Source organism: Variovorax sp. Soil_C_12 (genome assembly GCF_057657375.1).
This window is the reverse complement of the sequence record NZ_JBDGIO010000005.1, coordinates 349280-373745: the sequence shown is the minus strand read 5'-3', so window position 1 is coordinate 373745 and position 24466 is coordinate 349280. Positions and strand designations below refer to the sequence as shown.

General features: G+C 69.6%; 22 protein-coding genes and 2 riboswitches. Of the genes, 6 read left to right on the top strand and 16 right to left on the bottom strand.

What is annotated here, in order from left to right; genetic code table 11:
• The first annotated feature begins 130 nt into the window (after positions 1–130).
• Positions 131–1018, top strand: a complete 888-nt coding sequence (locus AC3A6X_RS16530; protein ID WP_487843203.1) for a DUF3014 domain-containing protein — start codon at positions 131–133, stop codon at positions 1016–1018.
• Here AC3A6X_RS16530 and AC3A6X_RS16525 read toward each other — a convergent pair whose 3' ends face one another.
• The 16 genes from AC3A6X_RS16525 to denD all read right to left on the bottom strand — a co-directional run bounded on the left by AC3A6X_RS16525 (position 1019) and on the right by denD (position 16829).
• Positions 1019–2329 carry an RNA polymerase sigma factor gene (locus tag AC3A6X_RS16525; RefSeq protein WP_487843202.1) on the bottom strand — a complete coding sequence of 437 codons (1311 nt, stop codon included), beginning with the start codon at positions 2327–2329 and terminating at the stop codon, positions 1019–1021.
• 6 nt (positions 2330–2335) lie between these two features.
• On the bottom strand, positions 2336–2743 hold the full coding sequence (locus AC3A6X_RS16520) for a YciI family protein (protein WP_487843201.1): 408 nt from the start codon (positions 2741–2743) through the stop codon (positions 2336–2338).
• Between the two features lie 120 nt (positions 2744–2863).
• Positions 2864–3547, bottom strand: a complete 684-nt coding sequence (locus tag AC3A6X_RS16515) for a YciI family protein (protein ID WP_487843200.1) — start codon at positions 3545–3547, stop codon at positions 2864–2866.
• Positions 3548–3606: 59 nt separating this feature from the next.
• Positions 3607–4047, bottom strand: coding sequence for a YciI family protein (locus tag AC3A6X_RS16510; RefSeq protein WP_487843199.1), 441 nt, complete (start codon positions 4045–4047; stop codon positions 3607–3609).
• A gap of 32 nt (positions 4048–4079) precedes the next feature.
• Positions 4080–4508 carry a YciI family protein gene (locus tag AC3A6X_RS16505; RefSeq protein WP_487843198.1) on the bottom strand — a complete coding sequence of 143 codons (429 nt, stop codon included), beginning with the start codon at positions 4506–4508 and terminating at the stop codon, positions 4080–4082.
• Positions 4509–4624: 116 nt separating this feature from the next.
• Positions 4625–5503 carry an NAD(P)H-hydrate dehydratase gene (locus AC3A6X_RS16500; protein ID WP_487843197.1) on the bottom strand — a complete coding sequence of 293 codons (879 nt, stop codon included), beginning with the start codon at positions 5501–5503 and terminating at the stop codon, positions 4625–4627.
• Between the two features lie 16 nt (positions 5504–5519).
• A complete protein-coding gene (locus tag AC3A6X_RS16495) occupies positions 5520–6287 on the bottom strand; it encodes a histidine phosphatase family protein (RefSeq protein ID WP_487843196.1) in 768 nt (255 codons plus the stop codon).
• 80 nt (positions 6288–6367) lie between these two features.
• Positions 6368–9271: an aminomethyl-transferring glycine dehydrogenase gene (gene gcvP, locus AC3A6X_RS16490; protein ID WP_487843195.1), complete on the bottom strand. Its 2904-nt coding sequence runs from the start codon at positions 9269–9271 to the stop codon at positions 6368–6370.
• Between the two features lie 46 nt (positions 9272–9317).
• Positions 9318–9689: a glycine cleavage system protein GcvH gene (gene gcvH, locus AC3A6X_RS16485; protein ID WP_487843194.1), complete on the bottom strand. Its 372-nt coding sequence runs from the start codon at positions 9687–9689 to the stop codon at positions 9318–9320.
• Between the two features lie 49 nt (positions 9690–9738).
• Complete coding sequence (gcvT, locus tag AC3A6X_RS16480; protein WP_487843193.1) at positions 9739–10911, bottom strand: glycine cleavage system aminomethyltransferase GcvT; 1173 nt, start codon at positions 10909–10911, stop codon at positions 9739–9741.
• A gap of 36 nt (positions 10912–10947) precedes the next feature.
• A riboswitch (glycine riboswitch) is annotated at positions 10948–11060 on the bottom strand.
• A 16-nt stretch (positions 11061–11076) separates the two neighbouring features.
• Positions 11077–11175, bottom strand: a riboswitch (glycine riboswitch).
• Between the two features lie 18 nt (positions 11176–11193).
• Positions 11194–12105, bottom strand: a complete 912-nt coding sequence (locus AC3A6X_RS16475) for a hypothetical protein (protein WP_487843192.1) — start codon at positions 12103–12105, stop codon at positions 11194–11196.
• A gap of 213 nt (positions 12106–12318) precedes the next feature.
• On the bottom strand, positions 12319–12891 hold the full coding sequence (locus AC3A6X_RS16470; protein ID WP_487843191.1) for a hypothetical protein: 573 nt from the start codon (positions 12889–12891) through the stop codon (positions 12319–12321).
• A gap of 56 nt (positions 12892–12947) precedes the next feature.
• On the bottom strand, positions 12948–14225 hold the full coding sequence (locus tag AC3A6X_RS16465; RefSeq protein WP_487843190.1) for a TRAP transporter large permease: 1278 nt from the start codon (positions 14223–14225) through the stop codon (positions 12948–12950).
• Entirely contained in the window at positions 14222–14716 is a 495-nt protein-coding gene (locus AC3A6X_RS16460; protein ID WP_106560262.1) for a TRAP transporter small permease, read from the bottom strand. The genes AC3A6X_RS16465 and AC3A6X_RS16460 overlap by 4 nt, the downstream gene beginning before the upstream one ends.
• Positions 14717–14800: 84 nt before the next feature.
• Positions 14801–15772, bottom strand: a complete 972-nt coding sequence (locus tag AC3A6X_RS16455) for a TRAP transporter substrate-binding protein (RefSeq protein ID WP_487843189.1) — start codon at positions 15770–15772, stop codon at positions 14801–14803.
• Between the two features lie 40 nt (positions 15773–15812).
• Positions 15813–16829, bottom strand: a complete 1017-nt coding sequence (gene denD, locus AC3A6X_RS16450) for a D-erythronate dehydrogenase (RefSeq protein WP_487843188.1) — start codon at positions 16827–16829, stop codon at positions 15813–15815.
• 108 nt (positions 16830–16937) lie between these two features.
• Here denD and AC3A6X_RS16445 point away from each other — a divergent pair, with 108 nt between their 5' ends.
• The 5 genes from AC3A6X_RS16445 (at position 16938) to AC3A6X_RS16425 (ending at position 24447) form a co-directional block, all read left to right on the top strand.
• Complete coding sequence (locus AC3A6X_RS16445) at positions 16938–17843, top strand: LysR family transcriptional regulator (protein WP_106560265.1); 906 nt, start codon at positions 16938–16940, stop codon at positions 17841–17843.
• Positions 17844–17915: 72 nt separating this feature from the next.
• Positions 17916–18731, top strand: coding sequence for a putative hydro-lyase (locus tag AC3A6X_RS16440; protein ID WP_487843187.1), 816 nt, complete (start codon positions 17916–17918; stop codon positions 18729–18731).
• A gap of 39 nt (positions 18732–18770) precedes the next feature.
• Complete coding sequence (locus AC3A6X_RS16435; protein WP_487843186.1) at positions 18771–20060, top strand: MFS transporter; 1290 nt, start codon at positions 18771–18773, stop codon at positions 20058–20060.
• A gap of 82 nt (positions 20061–20142) precedes the next feature.
• Entirely contained in the window at positions 20143–23841 is a 3699-nt protein-coding gene (locus AC3A6X_RS16430; protein ID WP_487843185.1) for a hydantoinase B/oxoprolinase family protein, read from the top strand.
• Between the two features lie 45 nt (positions 23842–23886).
• Positions 23887–24447, top strand: a complete 561-nt coding sequence (locus AC3A6X_RS16425; protein WP_487843184.1) for a DUF3455 domain-containing protein — start codon at positions 23887–23889, stop codon at positions 24445–24447.
• Positions 24448–24466: the final 19 nt, after the last annotated feature.

The window sequence follows — 24466 nt, the reverse complement described above, 5'->3', positions numbered from 1 at the left end:
TGGAACCCTTGCACGCGCGCGTGATCCGAGTGGGCTGAGCACCTGCCGTCACAGGCCGTTACCAGCGTCGCGGCTGCCGCGGCGCCGCATGGCGTCCAATGGTGGGGCTCATGAAAAGGAGAGATGCCCCATGCCCGAACGCGAGTTCGACGATCTGAGGCCGGCGCGCGAATCCTCGCTGTGGATCCTCGTGGTGCTGGTGGTGCTGGCGCTGGCTGCCGGTGCCGTCTGGTGGCGCTGGACGCACCAGCAGGCCGCGCCTGTCGAAGCGACCTCGGCGGCCACCGCGCCGCAGCCCGACACACCGGCTCCGCCGCCTGCGGCAGTGGCACCGGCGCAGCCGCAGAACCCGGTCGAGACCACGGCCGACGCCACCCTGCCCAAGCTCGAAGACGCCGACGCCCACGTGCGCTCCGCACTGGCCGAACTGCTTGGCGCCAAGTCCGTGGGCAGCTTCCTGCAGACCGACGGCTTCGTACACCGCTTCGTCGCCACCGTCGACAACCTGCCGCGCGACCAGGCGGCGGCGCGCATGTGGCCGGTGCAGCGCACGCCCAAGCGTTTCATGGCCGGCGGCAGCAAGGAGGCGCAGACCATCAACCTCGACAACTCGGCGCGCTACACGCCCTTCGTGCTGTTCGCCGAGTCCGTGAATCCGCAGCGCGCGGCGGCGCTCTACCAGAAGCTCTATCCGCTGTTCCAGCAGGCGTACGAGGAGCTCGGCTATCCCAACCGCCATTTCAACGACCGCCTGGTCGCGGTGATCGACCACCTGCTGCAGGCACCCGAGCCGACGGGGCCGCTGCAGGTGAAGCTGGTCGAGATCAAGGGCGACGTGCCCTCCGAGCGGCCCTGGGTGCACTACGAGTTCGTCGACCCGGCGCTCGAATCGCTGTCGGCCGGGCAGAAGATGATGATCCGCACGGGCGTGGTCAACGAGCGGCGGCTCAAGGCCCGGCTGCGCGAATTTCGCGGACAGATCGCTGGCGGCGCGCTCGCGAAGAAGAAGGCCGAATAGTCAGTCCGGTGCCTGCCGCTCGTTGGCCGGCAACGGCCTCCCCGAGCACGCCAGCGCCCGCATCAGCAGCAGCTTGCGCTCGCGCGCATTGCGCGTGAGCGAGGCCGCGTGCTGGAACTCCGCGCAGGCCTCGGGCTTGCGGCCCAGCTTGGCCAGCAGGTCGCCGCGCACGCTGGGCAGCAGGTGGTAGCCCTGCAGCAGCGGCTCGTCGCGCAGCGCATCGACCAGCTCCAGGCCGGCAGCCGGCCCGAAAGCCATCGACAACGCGACCGCGCGGTTGAGCTCGACGATGGGTGAGGGCGCGAGCTGCGCCAGCGCCTCGTAGAGCGCCGCGATGCGCGTCCAGTCGGTCTGCTCGGGCGTGCGGGCGCGCGCATGGCAGGCGGCGATGGCGGCCTGCAGCGCGTAGGGGCCGAGCGCGCCGCCCAAGGCCTCGGCGCGCGCCAGCGCGGCGAAGCCGCGGCGGATCAGCATCTGGTCCCAGCGTGCGCGGTTCTGGTCCAGCAGCAGCACCGGCTCGCCCTGTGCATCGACGCGCGCGGCCGAGCGCGAGGCCTGGATCTCCATCAGCGCGACCAGGCCATGCACTTCCGGCTCGCCGGGCACCAGGCCGGCCAGGATGCGGCCCAGGCGCAGCGCTTCCTCGCACAGCGCCGGGCGCATCCAGTCGTCGCCGGCGGTGGCGGAGTAGCCCTCGTTGAAGACCAGGTAGATCACCTCCAGCACCGAGGCCAGGCGCGCGCCGAGCTCATGCGCGCGCGGCGCCTCGAAGGGCACACGCGCCGCCGCGAGCGTGCGCTTGGCGCGCACGATGCGCTGCGCGATGGTGGGCTCCGGCACCAGGAATGAACGTGCGATCTCGTCGGTGGTGAGCCCGCCCAGCAGGCGCAGCGTGAGCGCCACGCGCGCCTCGGGCGACAGCACCGGGTGGCAGGCGGTGAAGACCAGGCGCAGCAGGTCGTCGCCCACGTCGTCGTCGAGCGCGGCATCGACCGCCTCGGCAAAGTCCGCCGCCGCCATCTCGTGCTGCGCGTCGATCTCGCGACCGATCTCGCCCTCCTTGCTCGCATGCAGCTTGCGCCGGCGCAGCAGGTCCAGCGCGCGGTGCTTGGAGGCCTGCATCAGCCAGGCGGCGGGGTTGTCCGGCACGCCCTCGCGCGGCCATTGCTCGAGCGCGGCGACCAGCGCGTCCTGCGCCAGCTCCTCGGCCACGCCCACATCGCGCACCATGCGCGCGAGCGCGCCGATGATCTTCGCCGACTCGATGCGCCAGACGGCGTTGATGGTGCGGTGGATGTCGGGGGCGGTCATGCGTCTTCAGCGCTTTTGCATCTCGGTGAACCCTTCGGCCGCCTTCTGCACATCGGGCGGGAAATCCTCCATCTCCTGCACCTGGCGGATCTCGATGGTCTCGTTCTCCGAGCCGGGGCAGCGCGAGGCCCAGGCGATGGCCTCTGCTTGGGACTTCACGTCGATCATCCAGTAGCCGCCCAGCACCTCCTTGGCTTCGGCGAAGGGGCCGTCCGTTACCTTGGGCTTGCCGCCGGGGAAGCTGACGCGCGCGCCCTCGGAGGGTGGCCGCAGGCCGTCGAGCGTGATCAGCACGCCGGCGTCCCTCAGCGACTTGTTGTACTTCATCATGGCCTCGACCGCCTTCGCGTCGGGCATGGTGCCGGGGGCCGCGCTCTCGTAGCCCTTGGGGATCATCAGCATCATGAATCGCATGTCTTCACTCCTTGGATAGCGAGCCAGGCCGCCACCCGATGCGGGCAGCTCGAGAAAAACCTGAGGCTCTATCTGGACGTCGAACGAGGCGCGGCCGGATCGACAGGGCAGCTGATTTTTTCAACCGGCCACGGGGTGGATCTCGACCTCGGGCCGCGCCTGGGCGAAGGGATAGCGCCGGACCCAGGCAATGGCTTCGTCCATGGAATCGGCCTGGATCAGCCAGAAGCCGGCGACCAGTTCCTTGGCTTCGGCGAAGGGGCCGTCCATCACGCTGGCTTTGCCGTTGCCAACGCGCACGCGCGTGCCACGCGCGGTGGAGCGCAGGCCATCACCCGCCAGCAGCAGGCCGGCGCGGACGCCCTCGTCGTTGCGCCGCGCCATGGCCGCGAGTTTCGCGGGATCGCTGGGCGCCTCGGCCTCGGTGTCCGCATCGGCTTTCACCAGGATCAGGAAGCGCGGCTGGCTGGCAGTGCCCGAAGGATCGACCCCTGCCAGCCCGCCGGCGCAGCCGGTCTCGCGGATCTCGAAGCCGGCTTCGTCCTCACCACCGGCCGCGTCACGCAGCCACTCGGCGACCGCCTGACGCGACTCGGCCTCGACGATGCCGAGGCCCGCCACGCGCGTCGCGCTCGGGAAAGGGACGCGTGTCTCTTCGGGGCCGGCGTCCGTAAAGCGGACGTGGATGCCGACCGCATCGGCGGCGACCGGCGCGTTCTCGTGCAACGTGATGCCGGCGGAAGGCGATGGAACCGGGACGGCCTGTCCGGAGGGGCCGGCCTGGCTCAGGATCACGAATCTCATGCGATGCAGTCCTCTGCCAAAAGAAGGACAGCAAGCATATAGCGCGTCCCTCAGCGCCCTCAGTTCCTGCCCGCGGAACGCTTCTCGGCCGCCTCGCGCAGCCACGCCTCGTGCTTGCGCATCTCGGGCGTGAATTCGGCGCCGAAGTCCTCGGCCTCGTAGACCTGCCGGATCTCGATCTCGACGTTGCCGCCGCCGTCGATAGGCGGCCAGCGCTTGACCCACTCGATGGCCTCTTGCCTGGACTTCACCTGGATCAGGCTGAAGCCGGCGACCAGTTCCTTGGCCTCGGTGAAGGGACCGTCGATCACCGTCGGCTTGCCGTTGTCGAACTTGACGCGCGCGCCCTTGATGCTGGGCTGCAGGCCCATGCCGTCGAGCATGACGCCCGCCTTGATCATCTCCTCGTTGTACTTGAGCATGTCGGTGACCAACTGCTCGGTGGGCATCACGCCGGCTTCGGTGTCCTTGTCGGCTTTTCGAATCACCATGAATTTCATTGTCGAATCTCCGTCAGAGGGTGGATGGCCGTTCAGGACTTGCCGCGGTTCTTTTCCACCTCGGCCATCACGCGCTTTTCCTGCTCGCGCAGCTCAGGGGTTAACTCGGCGCCGAAGTCCTCCATCTCGAAGACCTGGCGCAGCTCGAGCTCCTCGCCGTCGGTGAAGGGCGCGCGCTTGAGCCATTCGATGGCCTCGTCCCGGGAGCGCACCTGCCACAGCCAGAAGCCGGCGATCAGTTCCTTGGTCTCGCTGAAGGGGCCGTCGGTCACGGTGCGGGTCTTGCCGTCGAAGCGCACGCGCGCGCCCTTGGACGTGGGCTGCAGGCCCTCGCCGGCGAGCATCACGCCGGCCTTGACGAGCTCCTCGTTGTACTTGCCCATCTCGGTGAGCATCTTTTCGGTCGGCATGACGCCGGCTTCGCTGTCCTTGTTGGCTTTCACAATCACCATGAATCGCATGTCGTACTCCTGAAGGGTTGGGTGGCGAGTCTCGGAATGAGGCTCTACAGGGACGTCGAAGCAGAGCGCATCCGATCGACATCGAGAGTTGTAAATTTTTGCAACGGCGACGCGGCTCAGCGGCCGATCTGCCGGACGACCCCCGGCACTTCCCCCGCCAGCTCGCGCGCCAGGTAGCCCAGGGGTCCGACGCGCCGGCCCAGCTTCCTGCCCGCCACTGCATGGACCACCACGGCCCACGCCGCCGCCTGCTCCGGCGGCAGGCCGCGCGCCGCGAAGCCGCCCATCAGCCCGGCCAGCACGTCGCCCGAGCCCGAGGTGGCGAGCCCGTTCGAGCCTCCGTCGAAGCGCCAGGCCCGGCCATGCGGCGTCGCGATCACCGTGCTTGCGCCCTTGAGCACCACGCAGGCCTTCCAGCGAATGGCCGCTTCGCACGCCACCTGCAGCGCTTCCTGCGCGACGAGCTCCTTGGGCAGGCCGCACAGGTGCGCCATTTCGCCTGCATGCGGCGTCAGGAGCACCGGCTGGTCGAAGGCTTTCATGGCCGCCACCGACATCGCGATCGAATCCAGCACCACGGTCCGCTCGCGAAAGAGCCGCAGCAGCCGGCGCACGAAGGCCATGCTGCCGCGCTCGTCGCAAAGGCCCGGTCCGACGACCACGGCCGCCACCTGAGCGGCCAGTGGGGCCAGGCTCTCGCAGCCACGTGCGGCCAGTCCACCGCCGCGCGTCTCGGGCAGGGCGATGACGCGCGACTCGGGCACCGCGAGCGCCAGGCCCTGAGCGACGCACGCGGGGCATGCGAGTGTGAGCTTGCCCGCGCCCGCCCGCAGCGCCGCGGTGCCGGCGAGCAGCGCGGCGCCGGGCATCTCGCCGCTGCCCGCGATGACCAGCACACGGCCGCGCGCCTCCTTGTCGGCGTCGGCGCCCGGGTCGGGCAGGGGCCAGCGCGCCAGCGATGCGTCGGTCAGGGCTGCGGCGCGCGGCGTGGCCATGGCACCGGGAGGAGCCTCAGGGCTTGGGGGCCGCCGGCTGGTCGGGCGCGCGGGTCACCGGCGTGGCGGCTTCGCGCAGCGGGGCGAGGAAGTTCACCAGATCGAGCTGGAGCACCTCGTCCTCCTGTTCGCGGCGCTCGGCGCGGTAGGAGGTGATGGCGCAGTTGGGCACGTCGCCCTGGCGGTCGATATCGAGGATCTGCTGCTCGTCCATGTGCTCGAGCAGGTAGCGCAGGCAGTTGACGATGACCTGGTGCGCCACCACCAGCACGCGCCGCTCCGCGTACTCGCGCGTCACCATCTCGAGGACGCTGCGCAGGCGCAGGATCACGTCGCACCAGCTCTCGCCGCCGGGCGGGCGGAAGTAGAACTTGCCCACGTGCAGGCGCTGCTCGTTCAGCTCGGGATGCTTCTGGCGGATGCCCAGCTTGGTCAGCCGGTCCAGGATGCCGAACTCCTTCTCCCGCAGGCGCTCGTCCACGCGCAGCTTGATGCTTTCGCCGGACAGGCCGCCATGCTCGGCCACCAGCTCCGCGGTGGCGCGGGCGCGGACATAGGGCGAGCACAGGATCACCTCGGGCTTCTCCTGCGCCGGCAGCCGGGCGAACCAGTCGCCGAGCGCGATCGACTGCTCGATGCCCAGCTCGGACAGCGGCACGTCGATGTCGCGCCACGCCAGCTCGATCAGCGGGAGCCCGCCGGCTTCGGCCGCATCGCGCGCGACATTGCCGGCGCTTTGGCCGTGGCGAACGATCCAGAGGGTTTGGGGCCAGTTGGATTGCATGAGACGAGCCCATGCTAGGAGCCCCTCGCCGCGCGCCCCGTAGGCAAAGACCTATTTCGCCCGGTGCGCGCCGGGCGCCATCACGCGTAGTCGGCCACTGGCACGCAGCTGCAGAACAGGTTGCGGTCGCCGTAGACGTTGTCGATGCGGCCCACCGGCGGCCAGTACTTGGCGTCCTTGACCGAGGCGATGGGGAAGGCGCCGAGCTCGCGCGAGTAGGGCCGGGTCCATTCGCTGGCCAGCAGGCTGTCGGCCGTGTGTGGCGCGTTCTTCAGCGGGTTGTCCTCGCGCGGCCAGATGCCTTCCTCGATGCGGCGGATCTCGCCGCGGATCACGATCATCGCGTCGACGAAGCGGTCCAGTTCGGCCAAGGGCTCGCTCTCGGTCGGCTCGACCATGAGCGTGCCGGGCACCGGGAAGCTCAGCGTGGGCGCGTGGAAGCCGTAGTCGATCAATCGCTTGGCCACGTCCTCGGCCGTCACGCCGCTGCTGTCCTTGAGCGGGCGCAGGTCCAGGATGCACTCGTGCGCCACGTGGCCGTTGGGGCTGGCGTAGAGCGTGGGGTAATGGTCCTTGAGCCGCGCGCTGATGTAGTTGGCGCTCAGGATCGCGACCTCGGTCGCGGCCTGCAAGCCGGCCGCGCCCATCATGCGGCAGTACATCCAGCTGATCGGCAGCACCGCTGCGTTGCCCAGCGGCGCGGCCGACACGGCGCCCACGCCGTTCGAGGGGAGGCCGCCGCTCACGTGGCCGGGCAGGTAGGGCACCAGGTCCTCGACCACGCACACCGGTCCCACGCCGGGCCCGCCGCCGCCGTGCGGGATGCAGAAGGTCTTGTGCAGGTTGAGGTGGCTGACGTCGCCGCCGAACTCGCCGGGCGCGGCCACGCCGACCAGCGCGTTCATGTTGGCGCCGTCGACGTACACGCGGCCGCCGTGCGCATGCACGATCTCGCACAGCTCCTTGACGCGGGTCTCGAACACGCCGTGGGTGCTGGGGTAGGTGATCATCACCGCGGCCAGGTCGTCGCGGTGCTGCTCGCAGGCGCGCGTGAGGTCGTCCATGTCGATGTTGCCCTGCGCGTCGCAGGCGGTCACCACCACCTTCATGCCCACCATCTGCGCGCTCGCCGGGTTGGTGCCGTGGGCGGAGGAGGGGATCAGGCAGATGTTGCGGTGGCCGTGGCCCTGGGCTTCGTGGTAGGCCTTGATGGCCAGCAGGCCGGCGTATTCGCCCTGCGAGCCGGCATTGGGCTGCAGGCTGATGCCGGCGTAGCCGGTGGCCTCGCACAGCCAGGCGCGCAGCTGCGCGTCGAGCTCGGCGTAGCCCTGCAGCTGCTCGGCCGGCGCGAAGGGATGGATGTCCGCGAACTCGGGCCAGGTGATGGGGATCATCTCGCTGGTCGCGTTGAGCTTCATGGTGCAGCTGCCCAGCGGGATCATGCTGCGGTCGAGCGCGAGGTCTTTGTCGGAGAGGCTGCGGATGTAGCGCAGCATCGCGGTCTCGCTCTTGTGGGTGTTGAACACGGGGTGTGCGAGGAAGCCGCTGGTGCGCTGCAGGTCCAGCGGGATGCGCGAACCGACCGTGGCCGAGAGCTCCTCGAAGCGCGGCATCGGCGTGCCGGCCGGCACGAACAGGGCCCACAGGGTCTCGATGTCGGCGCGGGTGCTGGTCTCGTCCAGCGAGATGCCCAGGTGCTGCTGCAGGCCCTGGCGCAGGTTGACCGAGGCGGCCTGGGCGCGCTCCAGGATCTTCGGCGTGTCCTCGCCGGTCAGGACCGTGAGCGTGTCGAAGGCGGTGGCGTTGGCCAGCTCGCGGCCCATCTGCTCCAGGCCCTGCGCCAGGATGGCGGTGAGGGCGGCCACGCGCTGCGCGATGCGCGTCAGGCCTGCGGGCCCGTGGTAGACAGCATACATGCTCGCGACCACTGCCGGCAACACCTGCGCCGTGCAGATGTTGGAAGTGGCCTTCTCGCGGCGGATGTGCTGCTCGCGCGTCTGCAGCGCCAGGCGGTAGGCCGGGCGGCCCTGCGTGTCGACGCTGACGCCGACCAGCCGGCCGGGCAGCGAGCGCTTGAATTCATCGCGGCAGGCCAGGTAGGCCGCATGCGGGCCGCCATTGCACAAGGGCATGCCGAAGCGCTGCGTGGTGCCGCAGACGATGTCGGCGTCCCATTCGCCGGGCGGCGCCAGCAGGGTGAGCGCCAGCAGGTCGGCCGCCACGCAGAAGGCGGCGTCGCAGGCGTGGGCATGGCCGGCCAGCGGGCGCAGATCGTGCACGTGGCCGGTGGTGGCGGGGTACTGCGCCAGCGCGCCGAAGAAATCGCCGCCGGCCATCAGGTGCGGCAGCGTCTCGGAGACGGTGCTGACCTTGACCTCGATGCCCAGCGGTGCGGCGCGCGTCTTGATCACCTCGATGGTCTGCGGATGGCAGTCGCCCGAGACCAGGAACACCTTGCTCTTGCTCTTGACGCTGCGGCGCGCCAGCGTCATCGCCTCGGCCGCGGCGGTGGCCTCGTCGAGCATCGAGGCGTTGGCGATCGCCATGCCGGTCAGGTCGCAGACCATGGTCTGGAAGTTGAGCAGCGCCTCCATGCGGCCCTGCGAGATCTCGGCCTGGTAGGGCGTGTAGGCCGTGTACCAGGCCGGGTTCTCCAGCACGTTGCGCAGGATCACGCCGGGCGTGTGGGTGCCGTAGTAGCCCTGGCCGATGAAGTTCCGCGCCACCTTGTTCTTCGCCGCGATGGCGCGCAGCTCGGCCAACGCGCCGGCTTCGGTCACGGGCGCGGGGAGCTGCATCGGATGGCTGCGGCGGATGGCCGGCGGCACGATGCCGTCGATCAGCTCGGCGCGCGTCTTGGAGCCGACGGCGGCGAGCATGCGCGCCTCGTCCTCGGCCTCGATGCCGATGTGGCGGGCGATGAATTCGCCGGCATTCTCGAGATCGGCGAGGGTGGGCAGGGAGGGCAGGGAGGACTTCGGCATGGAGGGGCTCAGGGGAGGGGGAACAAACGCGGCGGCTGTCCGCTTTTCAGTTCTCTTCGGCGAACTTGTCGTAGGTGGTCTTGTCGAGCAGGGCGTCGAGCTGCGCGGGCTCGGTGATCTTCATCTTGAAGAACCAGCCTTCGCCTTCGGGCGCGCTGTTGGCCAGCGAGGGGTCGGCGCGCAGCGCCTCGTTGACTTCGGTGATCTCGCCCGCGACCGGCATGAAGACGTCGGCCGCAGCCTTAACCGACTCCACCACGCCGGCGACTTCGCCCTGGGCGTAGCCCTGGCCGACCTGCGGCAGGTCGACGAAGACCACGTCGCCCAGCGCGTCCTGGGCGTGCAGCGTGATGCCGACGGTGGCGTTGTCGCCCTCGGCGTTCACCCACTCGTGGTCCTTGGTGTATTTGATGGTCATGGAATGGCTCCTGGGGGAAGAGAAAGGGAAGGAAGAAAGAAAGGAAGAACTAGCCGCGCCAGTAGCGCGCGGGCACGAAGGGCAGGGTGCTGACTTCCATCGGCACCGGCTTGCCGCGCACGATGGCCTGCAGGCGGGTGCCGGGCTCGGCGTAGGCGAGGGCGACATAGCCCATCGCGACGGGCCGGTCGACCGTCGGGCCCAGCAGGCCGCTGGTCACCTGGCCGATGGGCAGGCCCTCGAAGGATTCGAGCAGCGTGCCGTCGCGCACCGGCACGCGCTCCAGCGCCACCAGGCCGACGCGCTTGCGCTTGAGCGTGTCGTGGTCGAGGCGGCCGGCCGTGCCGCTGTCGGCCGTGAGTTGCGCCAGCACCCGCGCCGCGCCGGGAAAGCCGCCCTCGCGCGCGCCGCCGCTGCGGCGCACCTTCTGCATGGCCCAGTTGAGCGAGGCCTCGACCGGGGTGGTCGTGGTGTCGATGTCGTTGCCGTAGAGGCAGAGGCCCGCTTCGAGGCGCAGCGAATTGCGCGCACCCAGGCCGATGGGCTGCACCTCGGGCTGCGTCAGCAGCAGCCGGGCGAGCGCCTCCGCGTCAGGTGCGGCGACCGAGATCTCGAAGCCGTCCTCGCCGGTGTAGCCGCTGCGGGTGGCGAAGGCCGCGATGCCGCCGATCTGCACCTTGCCGCCCGTCATGAAGACGAAGCGCTCGATGCCGGGCGACAGGCGCGCCAGCACGCCCGCGGCCTGCGGGCCCTGCAGCGCGAGCAGGGCGTGGTCGGGCAGGGGCTGCACCTGGCAGCGCTGGCCGATCTTCGCCTGGATGTGGGCGATGTCGGCGGCCTTGCAGGCGCCGTTGACGATCACGAAGATCGAATCGCCGCCCTCGTTGAAGAACATCAGGTCGTCGAGGATGCCGCCCTGGTCGTTCAGCAGCAGGCCGTAGCGCTGCTTGCCGGGCGCCAGGCCGATCACGTCGACCGGCATCAGGGTCTCGAAGGCGGCAGCGGCCTCGGGCCCGACCAGGCGCAGCTGGCCCATGTGCGAGATGTCGAAGAGGCCCGCGGCTGTGCGCGTGTGCTTGTGCTCGGCCATCAGGCCGGCGGGGTACTGCACCGGCATCGAATAGCCCGCGAAGGGCACCATCCGGGCGCCGAGCTCCACATGCAGGTTGTACAGAGGGGTCTTTTGCAGATCGTCGGGAGCAGAGGCCAAGGCACTCTCCATCAGGGGCAGTCCAGATCCATGGCAGCAAAGCCATGGGCCACCCCTGCTGTCCGCTTTACCTGAGAGATTCGCCCCACGATCGGGGTTTGCTCCTTCGGTGGACGGGCTTTGCCAAAAGCAAAGCGCCGCCTCTCTCCAGCAAGGAAACGCCCGAAAGAACGGGCGCCTCGTCAGTCCTTTTGCCTGAGCGTTCGGGCCCGTTCTTCGAGGGGCCCTGCGCCTTCGGCGGCCCCGCGCTGCGGGGCTCTCTCCTGACCGGGTCGAGTGTAAGGGAAACCGCGCCTACGACCGCTCCAGCCGCAGCCGCCGCAGCAGGAATTTCTCCCACAGCTTGTCCGAGAGGAACTGCAGGGAGCGCCGGACGTGCTCGCGCAAGTTGCGGGCATCGTAGGGCGAGCGGATGTCGGCGCCTGCCTGGCGCGCGCGCAGGCTCAGCATGTGTTCCGAGAGACAGCAGCGCGCCTTCATGCGCAGGTCCTCGAAGTTCTCGGTGCCGAGTGGGCTGGCCCTGTGCCATTCGTGGTCCCACTTGAAGCGGCGCCTCTTCTGCTCGCCCTCGCCGTCGTCGCTGATCAGCCAGGCGGACACGAAATCGACATACGCCTCGCCCACGTGGTCGCGGAACACGCCGCGGCCGGGCTCGAACTGCTCGTTCACCAGCGAATCCAGCAGCGCGTTGCCGGGCGAGAGCGTGCCCAGCCGGTGGCGCAGCGTGTTGTTCATCGCGAAGCAGTAGGTCGAGACCCATTCGAGCAGGGGCCCCATGGGGGTCATGGTCGAGCGCGGAAAGTCGTTGATCTCGCCGAAGAGCCAGGGCCCCGGATGCAGGGCGAGCTTGCGGATCTCGCCGCCGAAGCGCTCGAGCCGCCGTTCGCTCCAGGCGTGGTTGAGGGCCACCGTGTCGTTCGAGAAGATCCAGACGTCGGGCTGTTCGCCGCGCGCGAGGAGGGTCTCGATGCCGGTGTCCCAGCCAGAGAATTCGCGGTTGCTGTTGTCGCCGGTGACCACCAGGCCCTGCGCGGAGTCCGAGCCGGTCGCGCTTTCCGCGTGTACGGCGCTGGCGTTGTCGACGATCACGCTGGAGAAGCGGTCGCCATCCTGGGCCAGGCGGATTCGCAGCTTGTCCAGCACCTGGAGCGAACGCTCGCGGTGCTGGTCGCCGAATTCCAAGTGAACGAAACCGTAGCTTGTCATTTGCCTTCAGGGGAGAGAAGAAAAGAGAAGCGGCGGGTTGTCGCCCCATGCGTTCCTCGCCGGTTGCGGCCGCGTGAACATGTTACCGCCTGAATGCGGAAACGGCGACGCTGGCCGCGCGAAGCAGCCGCAACTCCCCAAGCCTATTCAGAAAGAGGGGTGCCGCGTGTCAGCCAAGGCGCCGTACCGGGGCCCATGCTGTAACCCTTGTTTTCAGTGCACGGCCTCCTCGGCCGGCAGCAGGCGCAGGATGCGGTCGCGGATCGAGCCAGCGCGCTCGGCGCCCGCGAGCTTCTCGATTTCGCCCAGCATGGCCTCGGCGACCGACAGCATCGATTCGCGGTCGCGCGACTCGCGCAGGGCCTCGCGGAACTGCCCGGCCAGCACCGGATCGCGGCGCACGAACATGCGCTCGCACAGATCGAAGAGGAACATGCGCGTGGTGGCGAGCGAACGCTTGCCGTCGAAGGTGTCGGCCGAGACCGCCGCCTGCGGGATGGCTTCGGGCGCCTGGCGTGCCGGCGCGGGCACCGCGGATCGCAGGGGCCGCGAGTCCAGCAGGTAGCCTTGCTGCACCAGATGCAGCGCCACGCGGCCGGCCTCGTCGCGGCCGCCGAAGAGCTCGCCGAAATCGGTGACCGAGCGCTGGCCGTCGGCCATCAGCAGCAGGGCGCGCTCGCGCTGGCCCAGGGTGCGGCGGCCCGGCTGCAGTTCCTGGCGCGCTTTCTCGGTCTTGATGAAGAACATGGGGATGCTGTGGCGTTCGGAATCGAAGCGCCGCAGCATCGGCCACGTGCATGACACCCCGGTGAAACCCGAAGGCTCAGGCCCTCATGCGTGAACTACTTCGCATAAACGAGGTCGCGCAGCCCCAAGGAGATGCCCGGCACGTAGGTGATGACCATCAGGCAGGCCAGGATCACCAGCACGAAGGGCACCAGGTGCGTGACGATGCGGTCCAGCGAGATGCGCGCCACCGTGCAGGCCGCGAACAGGTTGACGCCGAAGGGCGGCGTGATCATGCCCAGCGCCAGGTTGACCACCATCACCAGCCCGAAATGCACCGGGTCGATCCCGAAGTGCATCGCCACCGGCGCGAGGATGGGCGCCAGCACGATGATGGCCGCGCTGGTCTCGATGAACATGCCGATGACGAACAGCGCCGCGTTCACGCCCAGCAGGAACATGGCCGGCGACTGCAGCACGGCCTCGAGCCAGTGGCCGATGGCCTCGGGCACGCCGGCGCGCGTGATCAGGAAGGCGAAGAGGCCGGCGTTGGCGATGATGAACATGATCACCGACGACGAGATCACCGACTTGCGCAGCACGGCGTAGAGCTGCGGCAGCTTGATCTCGCGGTAGATGAGCATGCCGACGACGAGCGCATAGAGCACCGCCACCGCCGAGGCCTCCGTCGGCGTGAAGATGCCGCCGTAGATGCCGCCGAGGATGATCACCGGCATCAAGAGCGCCCAGCCCGCGCGCCAGGTGGCGACGCCCACGCCCAGGCGCCCGTCGCCGTCGTTCTTGCCCAGGCCCTTGACCTTGCAGTAGACGTAGACGAAGGCCATGAGCGCCAGGCTGATCAGGATGCCCGGGCCGAAGCCGGCGATGAAGAGCTCGCCGATCGACACCTCGGCGCTCACGCCGTAGAGGATCATCGGGATCGAGGGCGGGATGATCACGCCCAGCTCCGCGCTCGTGGCCTGCAGCGCCGCCGCGTAGCTGGTGGGGTAGCCGTGCTTGATCAGCGCCGGGATCAGGATGGCGCCGATGGCGAAGGTGGTGGCCACCGAGGAGCCCGACACCGCCGCGAAGATCATGCAGGTGAGCACGCAGGTCATGGGCAGCCCGCCCTGCACGCCGCCCACCAGGCTCTTGGCGAATTCCACCAGCCGGCGCGAGATGCCGCCGGTTTCCATCAGGTTGCCGGCCAGGATGAAGAAGGGGATGGCCGCGAGCGGAAACTTGTTGATCGCGTTGAACATCTCCTTGACGGAAATCAGCATGTTGGCGTTCGAGGCCTGGATGCCGACCACGGAGGCCAGGCCGATCGAGACCGCGACGGAGATGGTGAGTGCGAAGCACACCACCATCGTGGTGACCATGATCGGGGTCATTGCGCTGTCTCCAACTCTTGCCGCTGCGGGTCGAGCAGGTTGCCTACGATCCCGATCACGCTGAACAAGCCGCCGATGGGCATCGCCACATAAGCCCAGAACATCGACACCGATTCGAGCCCCGCCATCGACTGCACGCCGCCGCGCTTCGCGTAGTCCCAGCCCCACCACACGATGACGCCGATCAGCGTCAGCGCGGCCAGGCACACCAGCCAGTCGAGCACGCGCCGCATCTTCGGCGGGCTCCAGCGGTACAGCACGTCGACGCTGACCATCGCACCCTGGCGGAAAGCGGTGGGGATGCCCATGAAGACCATCCAGATCAAGCTCACGCGGATCAGGATCTCCGACCATTCCGCCGGCTGCTCGAGCACGAAGCGCGTGACGATCTGGAACACGCCGAGCGCCGAGGCGATCACGAGCATGAGGCAGGCGACGGCCATGGACAGCGAGTTGGTCCAATGGTCGAGCCGGAGGAAGGCGGATTTCATGAGCGAGGCATGCAAAGGTCGATAAAAAACGCCCGCCAGCCGGTGCTGCGCGGGCGTGCGCCGCGGGTCATCGCGGCAGCGGGATCACTGGAAGTTGCGGATCTTGTCGATGTTGGCCTTGCCGAACTGCTTCTCGAACTCGGCGTTGACCGGCGCCAGGGTGCTGACGAACTTGCTCTTGTCCACGTTCTCGATCACGGTCATGCCCTGGGCGCGCAGCTCCTTCACGCCGTTGGCGTCGTCCTGGTCGACGCGGTCGCGGTTCACCTTCGCCGCCACCTTGGCGGCTTCGAGGAAGGCGGTCTTGTCGGCGGCGCTGAGCTTGTCGAAGGCGGCCTTGTTCATCAGGAAGATGCAGGGCGAGTAGACATGGCCGGTCAGCGACAGGTGCTTCTGCACCTGCGAGAACTTGGCCGCCATGATCACCGACAGCGGGTTCTCCTGGCCGTCGACCGTGCCCTGCTGCAGCGCGGTGAACACTTCCGGGAAGGCCATCGGCGTGGTGATGATGCCCAGGCCCTTGTAGGCCGCGATGTGCACCGGGTTCTCCATGGTGCGCATCTTCAGCCCCTTGAGGTCTTCCGGTGCCTTGACGTCGCGCTTGCTGTTGGTCATGTGGCGGAAGCCGTTCTCGGCCCAGGCCAGGGCCTTGAAGCCCTTGGCGTCGAACTTGGTCAGCAGCTCCTGGCCGATCGGCCCGTCGAGCACCGCGCGCGCATGGGCCTTGTCGCGGAACAGGAAGGGCACATCGAGGATCTTGGCCTCGGGCACGAAATTGGGCACCGGGCCGGTGGAGGAGAAGGCCAGCTCCTGGGTGCCGAGCTGCACCGCCTCGATCGACTCGCGCTCGCCGCCCAGCGAGCCGTTGTAGAAGGTCTCGATCTTGTAGCGGCCGTTGGTGCGGGTCGCCACTTCCTTGGCGAAGGCGTCGATGGCGACGCCCTGGTGCGAGTTCTGCGCGGTCGAGATGCTGATCTTCATGGCCGTCTGCGCAAAAGCCGCGCACGCCATGCCGAGGCCGAGGACGAGGCCGGCGGCCAGTCGGTTCAACTTCATTGGGAGTCTCCTGTCGATGTGACGTTTTGCAAACGTATGACTATGCATTGGCCGGCAGCTTCACGGCGTCGGGATTTTCACGGACGTAGTCGCGGATCACGTCCTCGAAGCTCGCATCGGGCAAGAGGCCCAGGCCGCGCGCGCGCCGAGCCTCGATGCGGCCCGGCCAGGTCTTCACGATGCGCTGGATCGCCGGATCGGGCGTGCGGTCGAGCAGGGCGGTGGCGGCCTTGCCGGCCACACGTTCGAGCGCTGCGGCCATGCCGCCTACCGTGAGGCTCAGCGAGGGCAGGTTGAGCGCGGTGCGCGGGCCCCATTGCGCATCGCTGGCCTCCGCGGCGCGGACGATGCCTTCGACGGTGCGCGCCGGGGAGGCCAGCGCCACCAGCGTCTCGTCGGGCACCGGGCAGGCCGCGCGGATGCCGGCGAGCGGCTCGCGGATCATGCCGCTGAAGAAGCCCGAAGCCGCGCCGTTGGGTAGGCCGGGGCGCACGCTCACCGTCATCAGCCGCACGCTGCGGCCGCGGATGAAGCCCTTGCGCGTGTAGTCGGCCACGAGTTGCTCGCCGATGAACTTCTGGATGCCGTAGCTGGTCTGCGGCGTGGGCAGCGTGTTGTCGTCGATGATCTCGGGCAGCGGCTGCTCGGGCGAATTGCCGAAGACCGCGAGGGAGCTGGAGAACACCAGCACCGGGGCGGTGCCGGCGGCGCGCAGGCGTTCGAGCAGGGCGTTGGTGGCGCCGAAGTTGCTGCGCATGCCGAGGTCGAAGTCGGCCTCGCATTCGCCGCTGACCGCGGCGGCGAGGTGGAAGACGGCGTTCGCCTCGGCCCAGTAGGCGGCGTCGGCGTCGGCCAACTGGGCGTTGAGGTCGCCGACGACGGCGGCGATGCGGGAGTCGGCCGCGAGATCGGCCGGGGGCGCCGCGCGGTCGACCAGGGTGATGCGTTCGATGGGCTGGGGCGCGGCGCCAGCCAGTGCGAGGCTGCCTTGCGCGAGCAGCGTGCGCGCCAGGCGTGCGCCCAGAAATCCGGCGCCGCCGGTGATGACGATGTGCATGGTGTCTCCTTCGGGTTGGTCAGTCTATCTCCGCCTTTGCTCCCTCCCCTTCGGGGAGGGGGTAAGACATGGTGCAATGCCTTCTCGAGCAAGACCTTCCTGCGCCCCATGAACCTGCGATTCGTCGAAGCCTTCCACTGGGCCGTCGCCCTCAAGAGCGTCACGCGCGCGGCCGAAAAGCTTCACCTCACCCAGTCGGCCCTGTCCAGCCGCATCGCAGCCCTCGAGCGCGAGCTGGGCGTGCTGCTGCTCGACCGGCGCGACAAGCAGTTCCGCCTCACCGTCGCCGGCCAGCGCTTCCATGCCTTCGCCCAGCGCCTGCTCGAAATGCAGATGCACATCAAGGCCGAGATGGGCTCCGGCGCGGTGCGCGCGACCGTGCTGCGCGTGGGCGCGATCGAGTCGGTGATCCACAGCTGGCTCACCGGCTGGCTCAAGCACATGCAGGCGACCTACCCCGATTTCGAGCTGGAGCTCACGGTCGAGACCACGCCGGTGCTGGTCGACCAGCTGCAGCGCGGCAAGCAGGACCTGATCTTCGCCGCGCTGCCGGCCGCCGGCGACGGGGTGCGAACGCGCGCGGTGCCGCCGATGCCGATGTGCTTCGTCGGCCACCGCGAGCTGCACCTGCGGCGGCGCTACAAGCTGCACGACCTGCTCGCGCTGGACCTGCTCACCTTCCAGCGCGGCTCGCAGCCGCACGTGGCGCTGCTGGAGCTGTTCCGCGACGCGGGCAGCCCCGCGCCGCGCGTGCATGCCATCTCCTCGATCTCGGCGATGGCCCAGCTGGTGGAGGCCGGCTTCGGCGTCGCGACCCTGCCGCGCGCCGTGGTCGAGCCGCTGGCGCGGCGCCTGCCGCTGCGCGTGCTGCCCTGCGAGGACACGCTGGAGCCGCTGCCCATCTACGCGAGCTACCGCGACGATCCCTCCTCGCCGCTGCTCGAGGCCGCGCTCGGCTCCGCCGTGGTGCATGCCTCGCACGGTTCCAGGTCATCAAAAAAATCGATGAGCTGAGCAAGAAACTTTGCGTTGGCGTTCGGAAGGGCGGATTCCCACAATCGGCCCCATCACCTCACGGACGCCTTCATGTCGACGCTTCAAGCCCCTTTCCGCACGCCCGACGCCGCGAGCGGCGCGCGCGACGTGCGCCTCGCCGCCCGCAGCGGCGCGCTGCAATCGCACACCAGCGGCCTGGCGAGCGCGCACGTCCAGGGCAACCTGGTCATCCTGCCGAAGTCGCATGCCGCGGACTTCCTGCGCTACTGCCAGGCCAATCCCAAGCCCTGTCCGCTCCTGGGCGTGTCGGAGCCCGGCGATCCTGCCTTGCCGATGCTGGGCGAGGACATCGACATCCGCAGCGACCTGCCGCGCTACCGCGTGTGGCGCGACGGCGAGCTGGTCGACGAGCCCGGCGACGTGCGCGCGCTGTGGCGCGAAGACCTGGTGAGCTTCGTCATCGGTTGCTCCTTCACCTTCGAGCATGCGCTGATGGCCGAGGGCATCGAACTGCGGCATGTCGTGCAGCAACGCAATGTCGCGATGTACCGCACGAACATCGCCACCGTGCCGGCCGGCGTCTTCCGCGGCCCGATGGTTTGCTCCATGCGCCCGCTGCGCGCCACCGATGCGATCCGCGCGGTGCAGATCACCTCGCGCTTTCCGGCCGTGCACGGCGCACCGGTCCACCTGGGCGACCCGGCGCTGATCGGCATCCGTTCGATCGCGCACCCCGACTACGGCGACCCGGTCGACGTGATGCCCGACGAGCTGCCGGTGTTCTGGGCCTGCGGCGTCACGCCCCAGGCCGCGCTGGCCGAGGCGCGGCTGCCCTTTGCCATCACCCACGCGCCGGGCGCGATGCTGGTCACCGACCTGCCGCATCACCGCCTGGCGTGCTTCTGACGCAAGCACCTCGATTCAAGAAACCTAGGAGACAAACGCATGAACACAGCGGAACCCATTCAACCCGGCGCCGAGGCGTCGACCGGCGGCAGCTGGCTGACGACGCTCGACCGCAACGAGAAGCGCACGCTGGCCGCATCCTTCAGCGGCTACGCCGTCGACGCCTTCGACTACTACACGCTGCCGCTGGTCACGCCCATCCTGCTCGCGATGTGGGGCATGAGCAAGACCGAGGTCGGCTTCATCGGCACCGCCACGCTGGTGGCCTCGGCGCTGGGCGGCTGGCTGGCCGGCATCCTGGCCGACCGCTATGGGCGCGTGCGCATCCTGCAGCTCACCATCCTGGTGTTCGCGATCTTCACCTTCGCCTGCGGCCTGGCGCAGACGCCCGAGCAACTGCTGATCGCGCGCACGCTGCAGGGCCTGGGCTTCGGCGGCGAATGGGCGGTGGGCTCGGTGCTGATCGCCGAGATGATCCGGCCGGCCTACCGCGGCAAGGCGGTGGGCCTGGTGCAGAGCAGCTGGGCCGTGGGTTGGGGCGCGGCGGTGCTCGTGTCGATGGCGCTGTTCTCCTTCCTGCCGCCGGAGATCTCGTGGCGGGTGATGTTCCTGCTGGGCCTGCTGCCGGCGGTGCTGATCGTCTTCATCCGCCGCTCGATCCGCGACCCCGAGATCTACGTGCAGACCCGCGCCGCCATCGCCCGCGGCGAGCGCAGCGGCAACTTCCTCGCGATCTTCAAGCCGGGCATCCTGGGCACCACGGTGCTGGCGAGCCTGCTGTTCACCGGCATGCAGGGCGGCTACTACGCCATCGGCGTGTGGCTGCCGACCTTCCTGAAGAACGAGCGCCACCTCACGGTGCTCGGCTCGGGCGGCTACCAGTTCATGTTCATCGCCGGAGCCTTCCTCGGCTACCTGTGCGGCGCCTACCTGTCGGACCGCCTGGGGCGCCGGCTGGCCTTCATCCTGTTCGCGATCGGCGCCGGCACGCTGGTGTACGCCTACACGCTGCTGCCGATCACCGACGCCATGATGCTGATGCTGGGCTTCCCGCTGGGCTTCTTCATGTCGGGCATTTTCAGCGGCGCGGGGGCCTTTCTCGCCGAGCTGTTTCCCAACGAGCTGCGCGGATCGGGGCAGGGCTTTTGCTACAACTTCGGGCGCGGCATCGGCGCCACGTTCCCGGCCCTCGTGGGCGTGCTGAGCGATCGGATGCAGCTGTCGCTGGGCACCTCGATCGGCGTGTGCGCGGCAGTGGCCTACGCGATGGTCGTCGTGGTTGCGCTGTGCCTGCCCGAGACGCGGGGCCGCGACCTGCACCAGAACTGACGCCTTTCCCTCCGTCCTTTCGTCCGTATGCGGCGGCCCGCCGGGGCCGCCCTGTCCCTCCGCGACCTCTTTCCCCACCATCATGAGCACGCATCCCATTTTCTCGACCTCCCGCTGGCAGTTCTGGATCGACCGCGGCGGCACCTTCACCGACCTGGTCGGGCGCGACCCCGAGGGCCGCCTGCACACCCTCAAGCTCTTGTCGGAGAACCCCGAGCAGTACCGCGACGCCGCGGTGGAGGGCATCCGCCGGCTGCTGGGCCTGCGGGCCGGCGAGCTGGTCACGCCCGAGCGCGTCGAGTGCGTGAAGATGGGCACCACGGTGGCCACCAACGCGCTGCTGGAGCGCAAGGGCGAGCGCACCGTGCTCGTCGCCACCGCCGGCTTCCGCGATGCGCTGCGCATTGCCACCCAGGCCCGGCCGCGCCTCTTCGATCGGCGCATCGTGCTGCCCGAGCTGCTCTACGAGCGCGTGATCGAGGCGGACGAGCGCGTGGCGGCCGATGGCGAGGTGGTCCGCGGGCTCGACGAGGCCGGCCTGCGCGCCGCGCTGCGGGAGGCCTTCGATGCCGGCCTGCGCGCCTGCGCCATCGTCTTCATGCACGGCTGGCAGCACCGGGCGCACGAGCTGGCGGCCGAGCGCATCGCCCGCGAGGCGGGCTTCACGCAGGTGTCGGTCTCGCACAAGACCAGCCCCTTGATGAAGCTGGTGCCGCGCGGCGACACCACCGTGGTCGATGCCTACCTGAGCCCGATCCTGCGGCGCTACGTGGACCAGGTGGCGCAGCAGATGCCGGGCGTGCCGCTCTTCTTCATGCAGAGCTCGGGCGGGCTGACGCAGGCGCAGCGCTTCCAGGGCAAGGACGCGATCCTGTCCGGGCCGGCCGGTGGCATCGTGGGCATGGTGCGCACCGCGCTGGAGGCCGGCCATCCGCGCGTGATCGGCTTCGACATGGGCGGCACCTCGACCGACGTGTCGCACTACGCCGGCGAGTTCGAGCGCTCCTTCGAGACCCACGTGGCCGGCGTGCGCATGCGCGCGCCGATGATGAGCATCCACACGGTGGCGGCGGGCGGCGGCTCGGTGATCGCCTTCGACGGCGCGCGGCTGCGCGTCGGGCCCGAATCGGCGGGTGCCAACCCGGGCCCGGCGAGCTACCGGCGCGGCGGGCCCCTGACGACTACCGATGCCAACGTGCTGCTCGGCAAGATCCAGCCGGCGCATTTCCCGAAGGTCTTCGGGCCCGGGGCCGACGAACCCCTGGACCTCGAAGCGGCGCGTCGCGGCTTCGCCGCCATGGCGCAACGCATGAGCGAGGCGACGGGCCGAGACGTGAGCGCAGAACAGGTCGCCAGCGGCGCGCTGCGCATCGCGGTGGCCAGCATGGCCAATGCGGTCAAGCGCATCTCGGTGGCGCGCGGCTACGACGTCACGCAGTACACCCTGCAATGCTTCGGCGGCGCGGGCGGCCAGCACGCCTGTCTGGTGGCCGATGCGCTGGGCATGCAGCGGGTCTACCTGCATCCCTTCGCCGGCGTGCTGTCGGCCTTCGGCATGGGGTTGGCGGACCAGCTGGCGATGCGCGAGCGGGCGCTGGAGCGCCGGCTCGATGCCGACGGGCTCGCGGCGGCCCGCAGCACGGCGCTCGCGCTGGCGGACGAGGCCATCACCGAGCTGCATGCCCAGGGGGCGGCCGGCGCCGGCATCGGGGCCGTCCATCGGGTGCAGCTGCGCTACGAGGGCACCGACACCGCGCTGGCCTGCACGCTGCCCATGGCGCTGCCGCAGGGCGAGGCGTTGGACACGCTGCGCAGCGAATTCGAGGCCGCCTACCGCCGCCGTTTCGCCTTCCTGATGCCGGAGCGCGCGCTGGTGATCGAGGCGGTGACGGTGGAGGCCACGGCCGCCGGCGAGCGTGCCGCTTCACCTCCGGACGCCGGCGAAGCCATCCGGCACGCGCCGCAGCCCCATGCCGCGGTCCGCGTCTTCTGCGAGGCCGATGAACAGCCGGCCGGCTGGCGCGACGCGGCGCTGCACCTCGAAAGCGAGCTGCGCCCCGGCGCCGCGATCGACGGCCCGGCCATCCTCGCGGGCCGCAACGCCACCACCGTGGTCGAGCCGGGCTGGCAGGCACGCGCGACCGCGGCCGGCGTGGAGCTGCACCGCGTGCGTCCGCGCGTGGCGGCGCAGGCCGTGGGCACGCGGGCCGACCCGGTGATGCTGGAGGTGTTCAACAACCTCTTCATGAACATCGCCGAGCAGATGGGCCTGCGACTGCAGAACACGGCCTACTCGGTGAACATCAAGGAGCGGCTGGACTTCTCCTGCGCGCTGTTCGACGCCCTGGGCAACCTGATCGCCAACGCACCGCACATGCCGGTGCACCTCGGCTCGATGAGCGAGTCGATCCGCACCGTGATCGACGGCAACCCGGGCATGAAGCCGGGCGATGTCTACATGCTCAACGACCCGTACCACGGCGGCACGCACCTGCCGGACATCACGGTCGTCACGCCGGTGTACCTGGCGGCCGGGGACGCGAAGCCTTCGTTCTACGTGGCCTCGCGCGGGCACCACGCGGATGTGGGCGGGATCACGCCGGGCTCGATGCCGCCCTTCTCGAAGACCATCGACGAGGAGGGCGTGCTGATCGACAACTTCAAGCTGGTCGAAGAGGGCCGCCTGCGTGAGGCTGCGCTGCGCACGCTGCTCGGCAGCGGCCCGCACCCCTCGCGCAACATCGAGCAGAACCTCGCCGACCTGCGTGCGCAGATCGCCGCCAACGAGAAGGGCGTGCAGGAGCTGCAGGCGATGGTGGCGCAGTTCGGGCGCGACACCGTGGCCGCGTACATGGGCCACGTGCAGTACAACGCGGAGGAGTCGGTGCGGCGCGCCATCACCGCGCTGAAAGACGGGCAATACACCTTGCCGCTGGACAACGGCGCGCAGATCCGCGTGCGGGTGCAGGTCGATGCCGCTGCGCGTGCCGCCACGGTGGACTTCACGGGCACCAGCGCGCAACTGCCCAACAACTTCAACGCGCCCAGGGCCATCACCATGGCGGCCGTGCTCTACGTCTTCCGCACGCTGGTGGACGACGACATTCCGCTCAATGCCGGTTGCCTCAAGCCCATTCGCGTGGTCGTGCCGCAGGGCTGCATGCTCAACCCGGTGGCGCCGGCGGCGGTGGTGGCGGGCAATGTGGAGACTTCCAGCTGCGTGACCAATGCGCTCTACGGCGCACTGGGCGTGGTGGCGGCCAGCCAGTGCACGATGAACAACTTCACCTTTGGCGACGGCGAGCACCAATACTACGAGACCATCTCCGGCGGCTCGGGCGCGGGGCCGGGCTTCGACGGCACGAGCGTGGTGCAGACGCACATGACCAACTCGCGGCTTACCGATCCGGAGGTGCTGGAGTTCCGTTACCCGGTGCGGCTGGAGAGCTACGAGATCCGCACCGGCTCGGGCGGGGCAGGGCGCTGGCGCGGCGGCGACGGCGGGGTGCGGCGCATCCGCTTCCTGGCGCCGATGACGGCCTCGATCCTGAGCAACGGCCGCACGCACGGCGCCTTCGGCGGCGCGGGCGGCGAGGCCGGCACGGTGGGCATCAACCGGGTCGAGCGCGCCGGCGGCGCGGTCGAGGCGCTGGGCCATATCGGGCAGGTGCAGATGCAGCGTGGCGACGTGTTCGTGATCGAGACGCCGGGTGGCGGGGGGTGGGGCTGCGGGGGCGTTCGACCCGGAGGAACCCACAGGCACCGCTGGTCTCTGGGCTGACACCGGGTCAGAATGCGTCGTTTTGCGCTCGGACACGGAGGTGCCATGAGACCCGATCCCCACATGCCTCGTCTTGCCGCAGCCTTGTTGGGCGCCGCCGCGCTGGGCGGCTGTGCTTCGATGTCGGAGCCGGGCGTTCCGCGTGCGTCCATGGCGACCCTCCCGAGCGCCATCCAGGCGCCCGCGGGCGAGCGCCCGGCCTTCACCTGGCAGGCCACCGGGTCGCAGATCTACGAATGCCGCGCCGCCGAGAAGGGCGGCTTGGCCTGGCAGTTCGTGGCGCCCGAGGCCGATCTCTTCGGCGCCGGCGGGCAGAAGATGGGCACCCACGGCGCCGGTCCGCACTGGACCGCGCTCGACGGCAGCCGAATCGTCGGGACGGTGAAGGCGCGCGCCGATGCGCCGCGGGCTGCCGACATCCCCTGGCTGCTGCTGTCCGCGAAGTCGGCCGGCACTGCCGGCCGTATGGACAGCGTCACGAGCGTGCAGCGCATCAACACCGTCGGCGGCGTCGCGCCGGCGAAGGGCTGCGAGACCCAGGCCGACCAGGGCAAGCGCGCGAAGGAGCGCTACAGCGCCGACTATGTGTTCCTGGTGGCGCGATAGGGGGCCGGCCTCCGCGCGT

Excerpts from the sequence above, each read along its gene's own strand:
- AC3A6X_RS16530 (WP_487843203.1), top strand. The coding sequence starts at position 131 with ATGCCCGAACGCGAGTTCGACGATCTGAGGCCGGCGCGCGAATCCTCG.
- AC3A6X_RS16525 (WP_487843202.1), bottom strand. The coding sequence starts at position 2,329 with ATGACCGCCCCCGACATCCACCGCACCATCAACGCCGTCTGGCGCATC.
- AC3A6X_RS16520 (WP_487843201.1), bottom strand. The coding sequence starts at position 2,743 with ATGCGATTCATGATGCTGATGATCCCCAAGGGCTACGAGAGCGCGGCC.
- AC3A6X_RS16515 (WP_487843200.1), bottom strand. The coding sequence starts at position 3,547 with ATGAGATTCGTGATCCTGAGCCAGGCCGGCCCCTCCGGACAGGCCGTC.
- AC3A6X_RS16510 (WP_487843199.1), bottom strand. The coding sequence starts at position 4,047 with ATGAAATTCATGGTGATTCGAAAAGCCGACAAGGACACCGAAGCCGGC.
- AC3A6X_RS16505 (WP_487843198.1), bottom strand. The coding sequence starts at position 4,508 with ATGCGATTCATGGTGATTGTGAAAGCCAACAAGGACAGCGAAGCCGGC.
- AC3A6X_RS16500 (WP_487843197.1), bottom strand. The coding sequence starts at position 5,503 with ATGGCCACGCCGCGCGCCGCAGCCCTGACCGACGCATCGCTGGCGCGC.
- AC3A6X_RS16495 (WP_487843196.1), bottom strand. The coding sequence starts at position 6,287 with ATGCAATCCAACTGGCCCCAAACCCTCTGGATCGTTCGCCACGGCCAA.
- gcvP (WP_487843195.1), bottom strand. The coding sequence starts at position 9,271 with ATGCCGAAGTCCTCCCTGCCCTCCCTGCCCACCCTCGCCGATCTCGAG.
- gcvH (WP_487843194.1), bottom strand. The coding sequence starts at position 9,689 with ATGACCATCAAATACACCAAGGACCACGAGTGGGTGAACGCCGAGGGC.
- gcvT (WP_487843193.1), bottom strand. The coding sequence starts at position 10,911 with ATGGAGAGTGCCTTGGCCTCTGCTCCCGACGATCTGCAAAAGACCCCT.
- AC3A6X_RS16475 (WP_487843192.1), bottom strand. The coding sequence starts at position 12,105 with ATGACAAGCTACGGTTTCGTTCACTTGGAATTCGGCGACCAGCACCGC.
- AC3A6X_RS16470 (WP_487843191.1), bottom strand. The coding sequence starts at position 12,891 with ATGCTGCGGCGCTTCGATTCCGAACGCCACAGCATCCCCATGTTCTTC.
- AC3A6X_RS16465 (WP_487843190.1), bottom strand. The coding sequence starts at position 14,225 with ATGACCCCGATCATGGTCACCACGATGGTGGTGTGCTTCGCACTCACC.
- AC3A6X_RS16460 (WP_106560262.1), bottom strand. The coding sequence starts at position 14,716 with ATGAAATCCGCCTTCCTCCGGCTCGACCATTGGACCAACTCGCTGTCC.
- AC3A6X_RS16455 (WP_487843189.1), bottom strand. The coding sequence starts at position 15,772 with ATGAAGTTGAACCGACTGGCCGCCGGCCTCGTCCTCGGCCTCGGCATG.
- denD (WP_487843188.1), bottom strand. The coding sequence starts at position 16,829 with ATGCACATCGTCATCACCGGCGGCGCCGGATTTCTGGGCGCACGCCTG.
- AC3A6X_RS16445 (WP_106560265.1), top strand. The coding sequence starts at position 16,938 with ATGAACCTGCGATTCGTCGAAGCCTTCCACTGGGCCGTCGCCCTCAAG.
- AC3A6X_RS16440 (WP_487843187.1), top strand. The coding sequence starts at position 17,916 with ATGTCGACGCTTCAAGCCCCTTTCCGCACGCCCGACGCCGCGAGCGGC.
- AC3A6X_RS16435 (WP_487843186.1), top strand. The coding sequence starts at position 18,771 with ATGAACACAGCGGAACCCATTCAACCCGGCGCCGAGGCGTCGACCGGC.
- AC3A6X_RS16430 (WP_487843185.1), top strand. The coding sequence starts at position 20,143 with ATGAGCACGCATCCCATTTTCTCGACCTCCCGCTGGCAGTTCTGGATC.
- AC3A6X_RS16425 (WP_487843184.1), top strand. The coding sequence starts at position 23,887 with ATGAGACCCGATCCCCACATGCCTCGTCTTGCCGCAGCCTTGTTGGGC.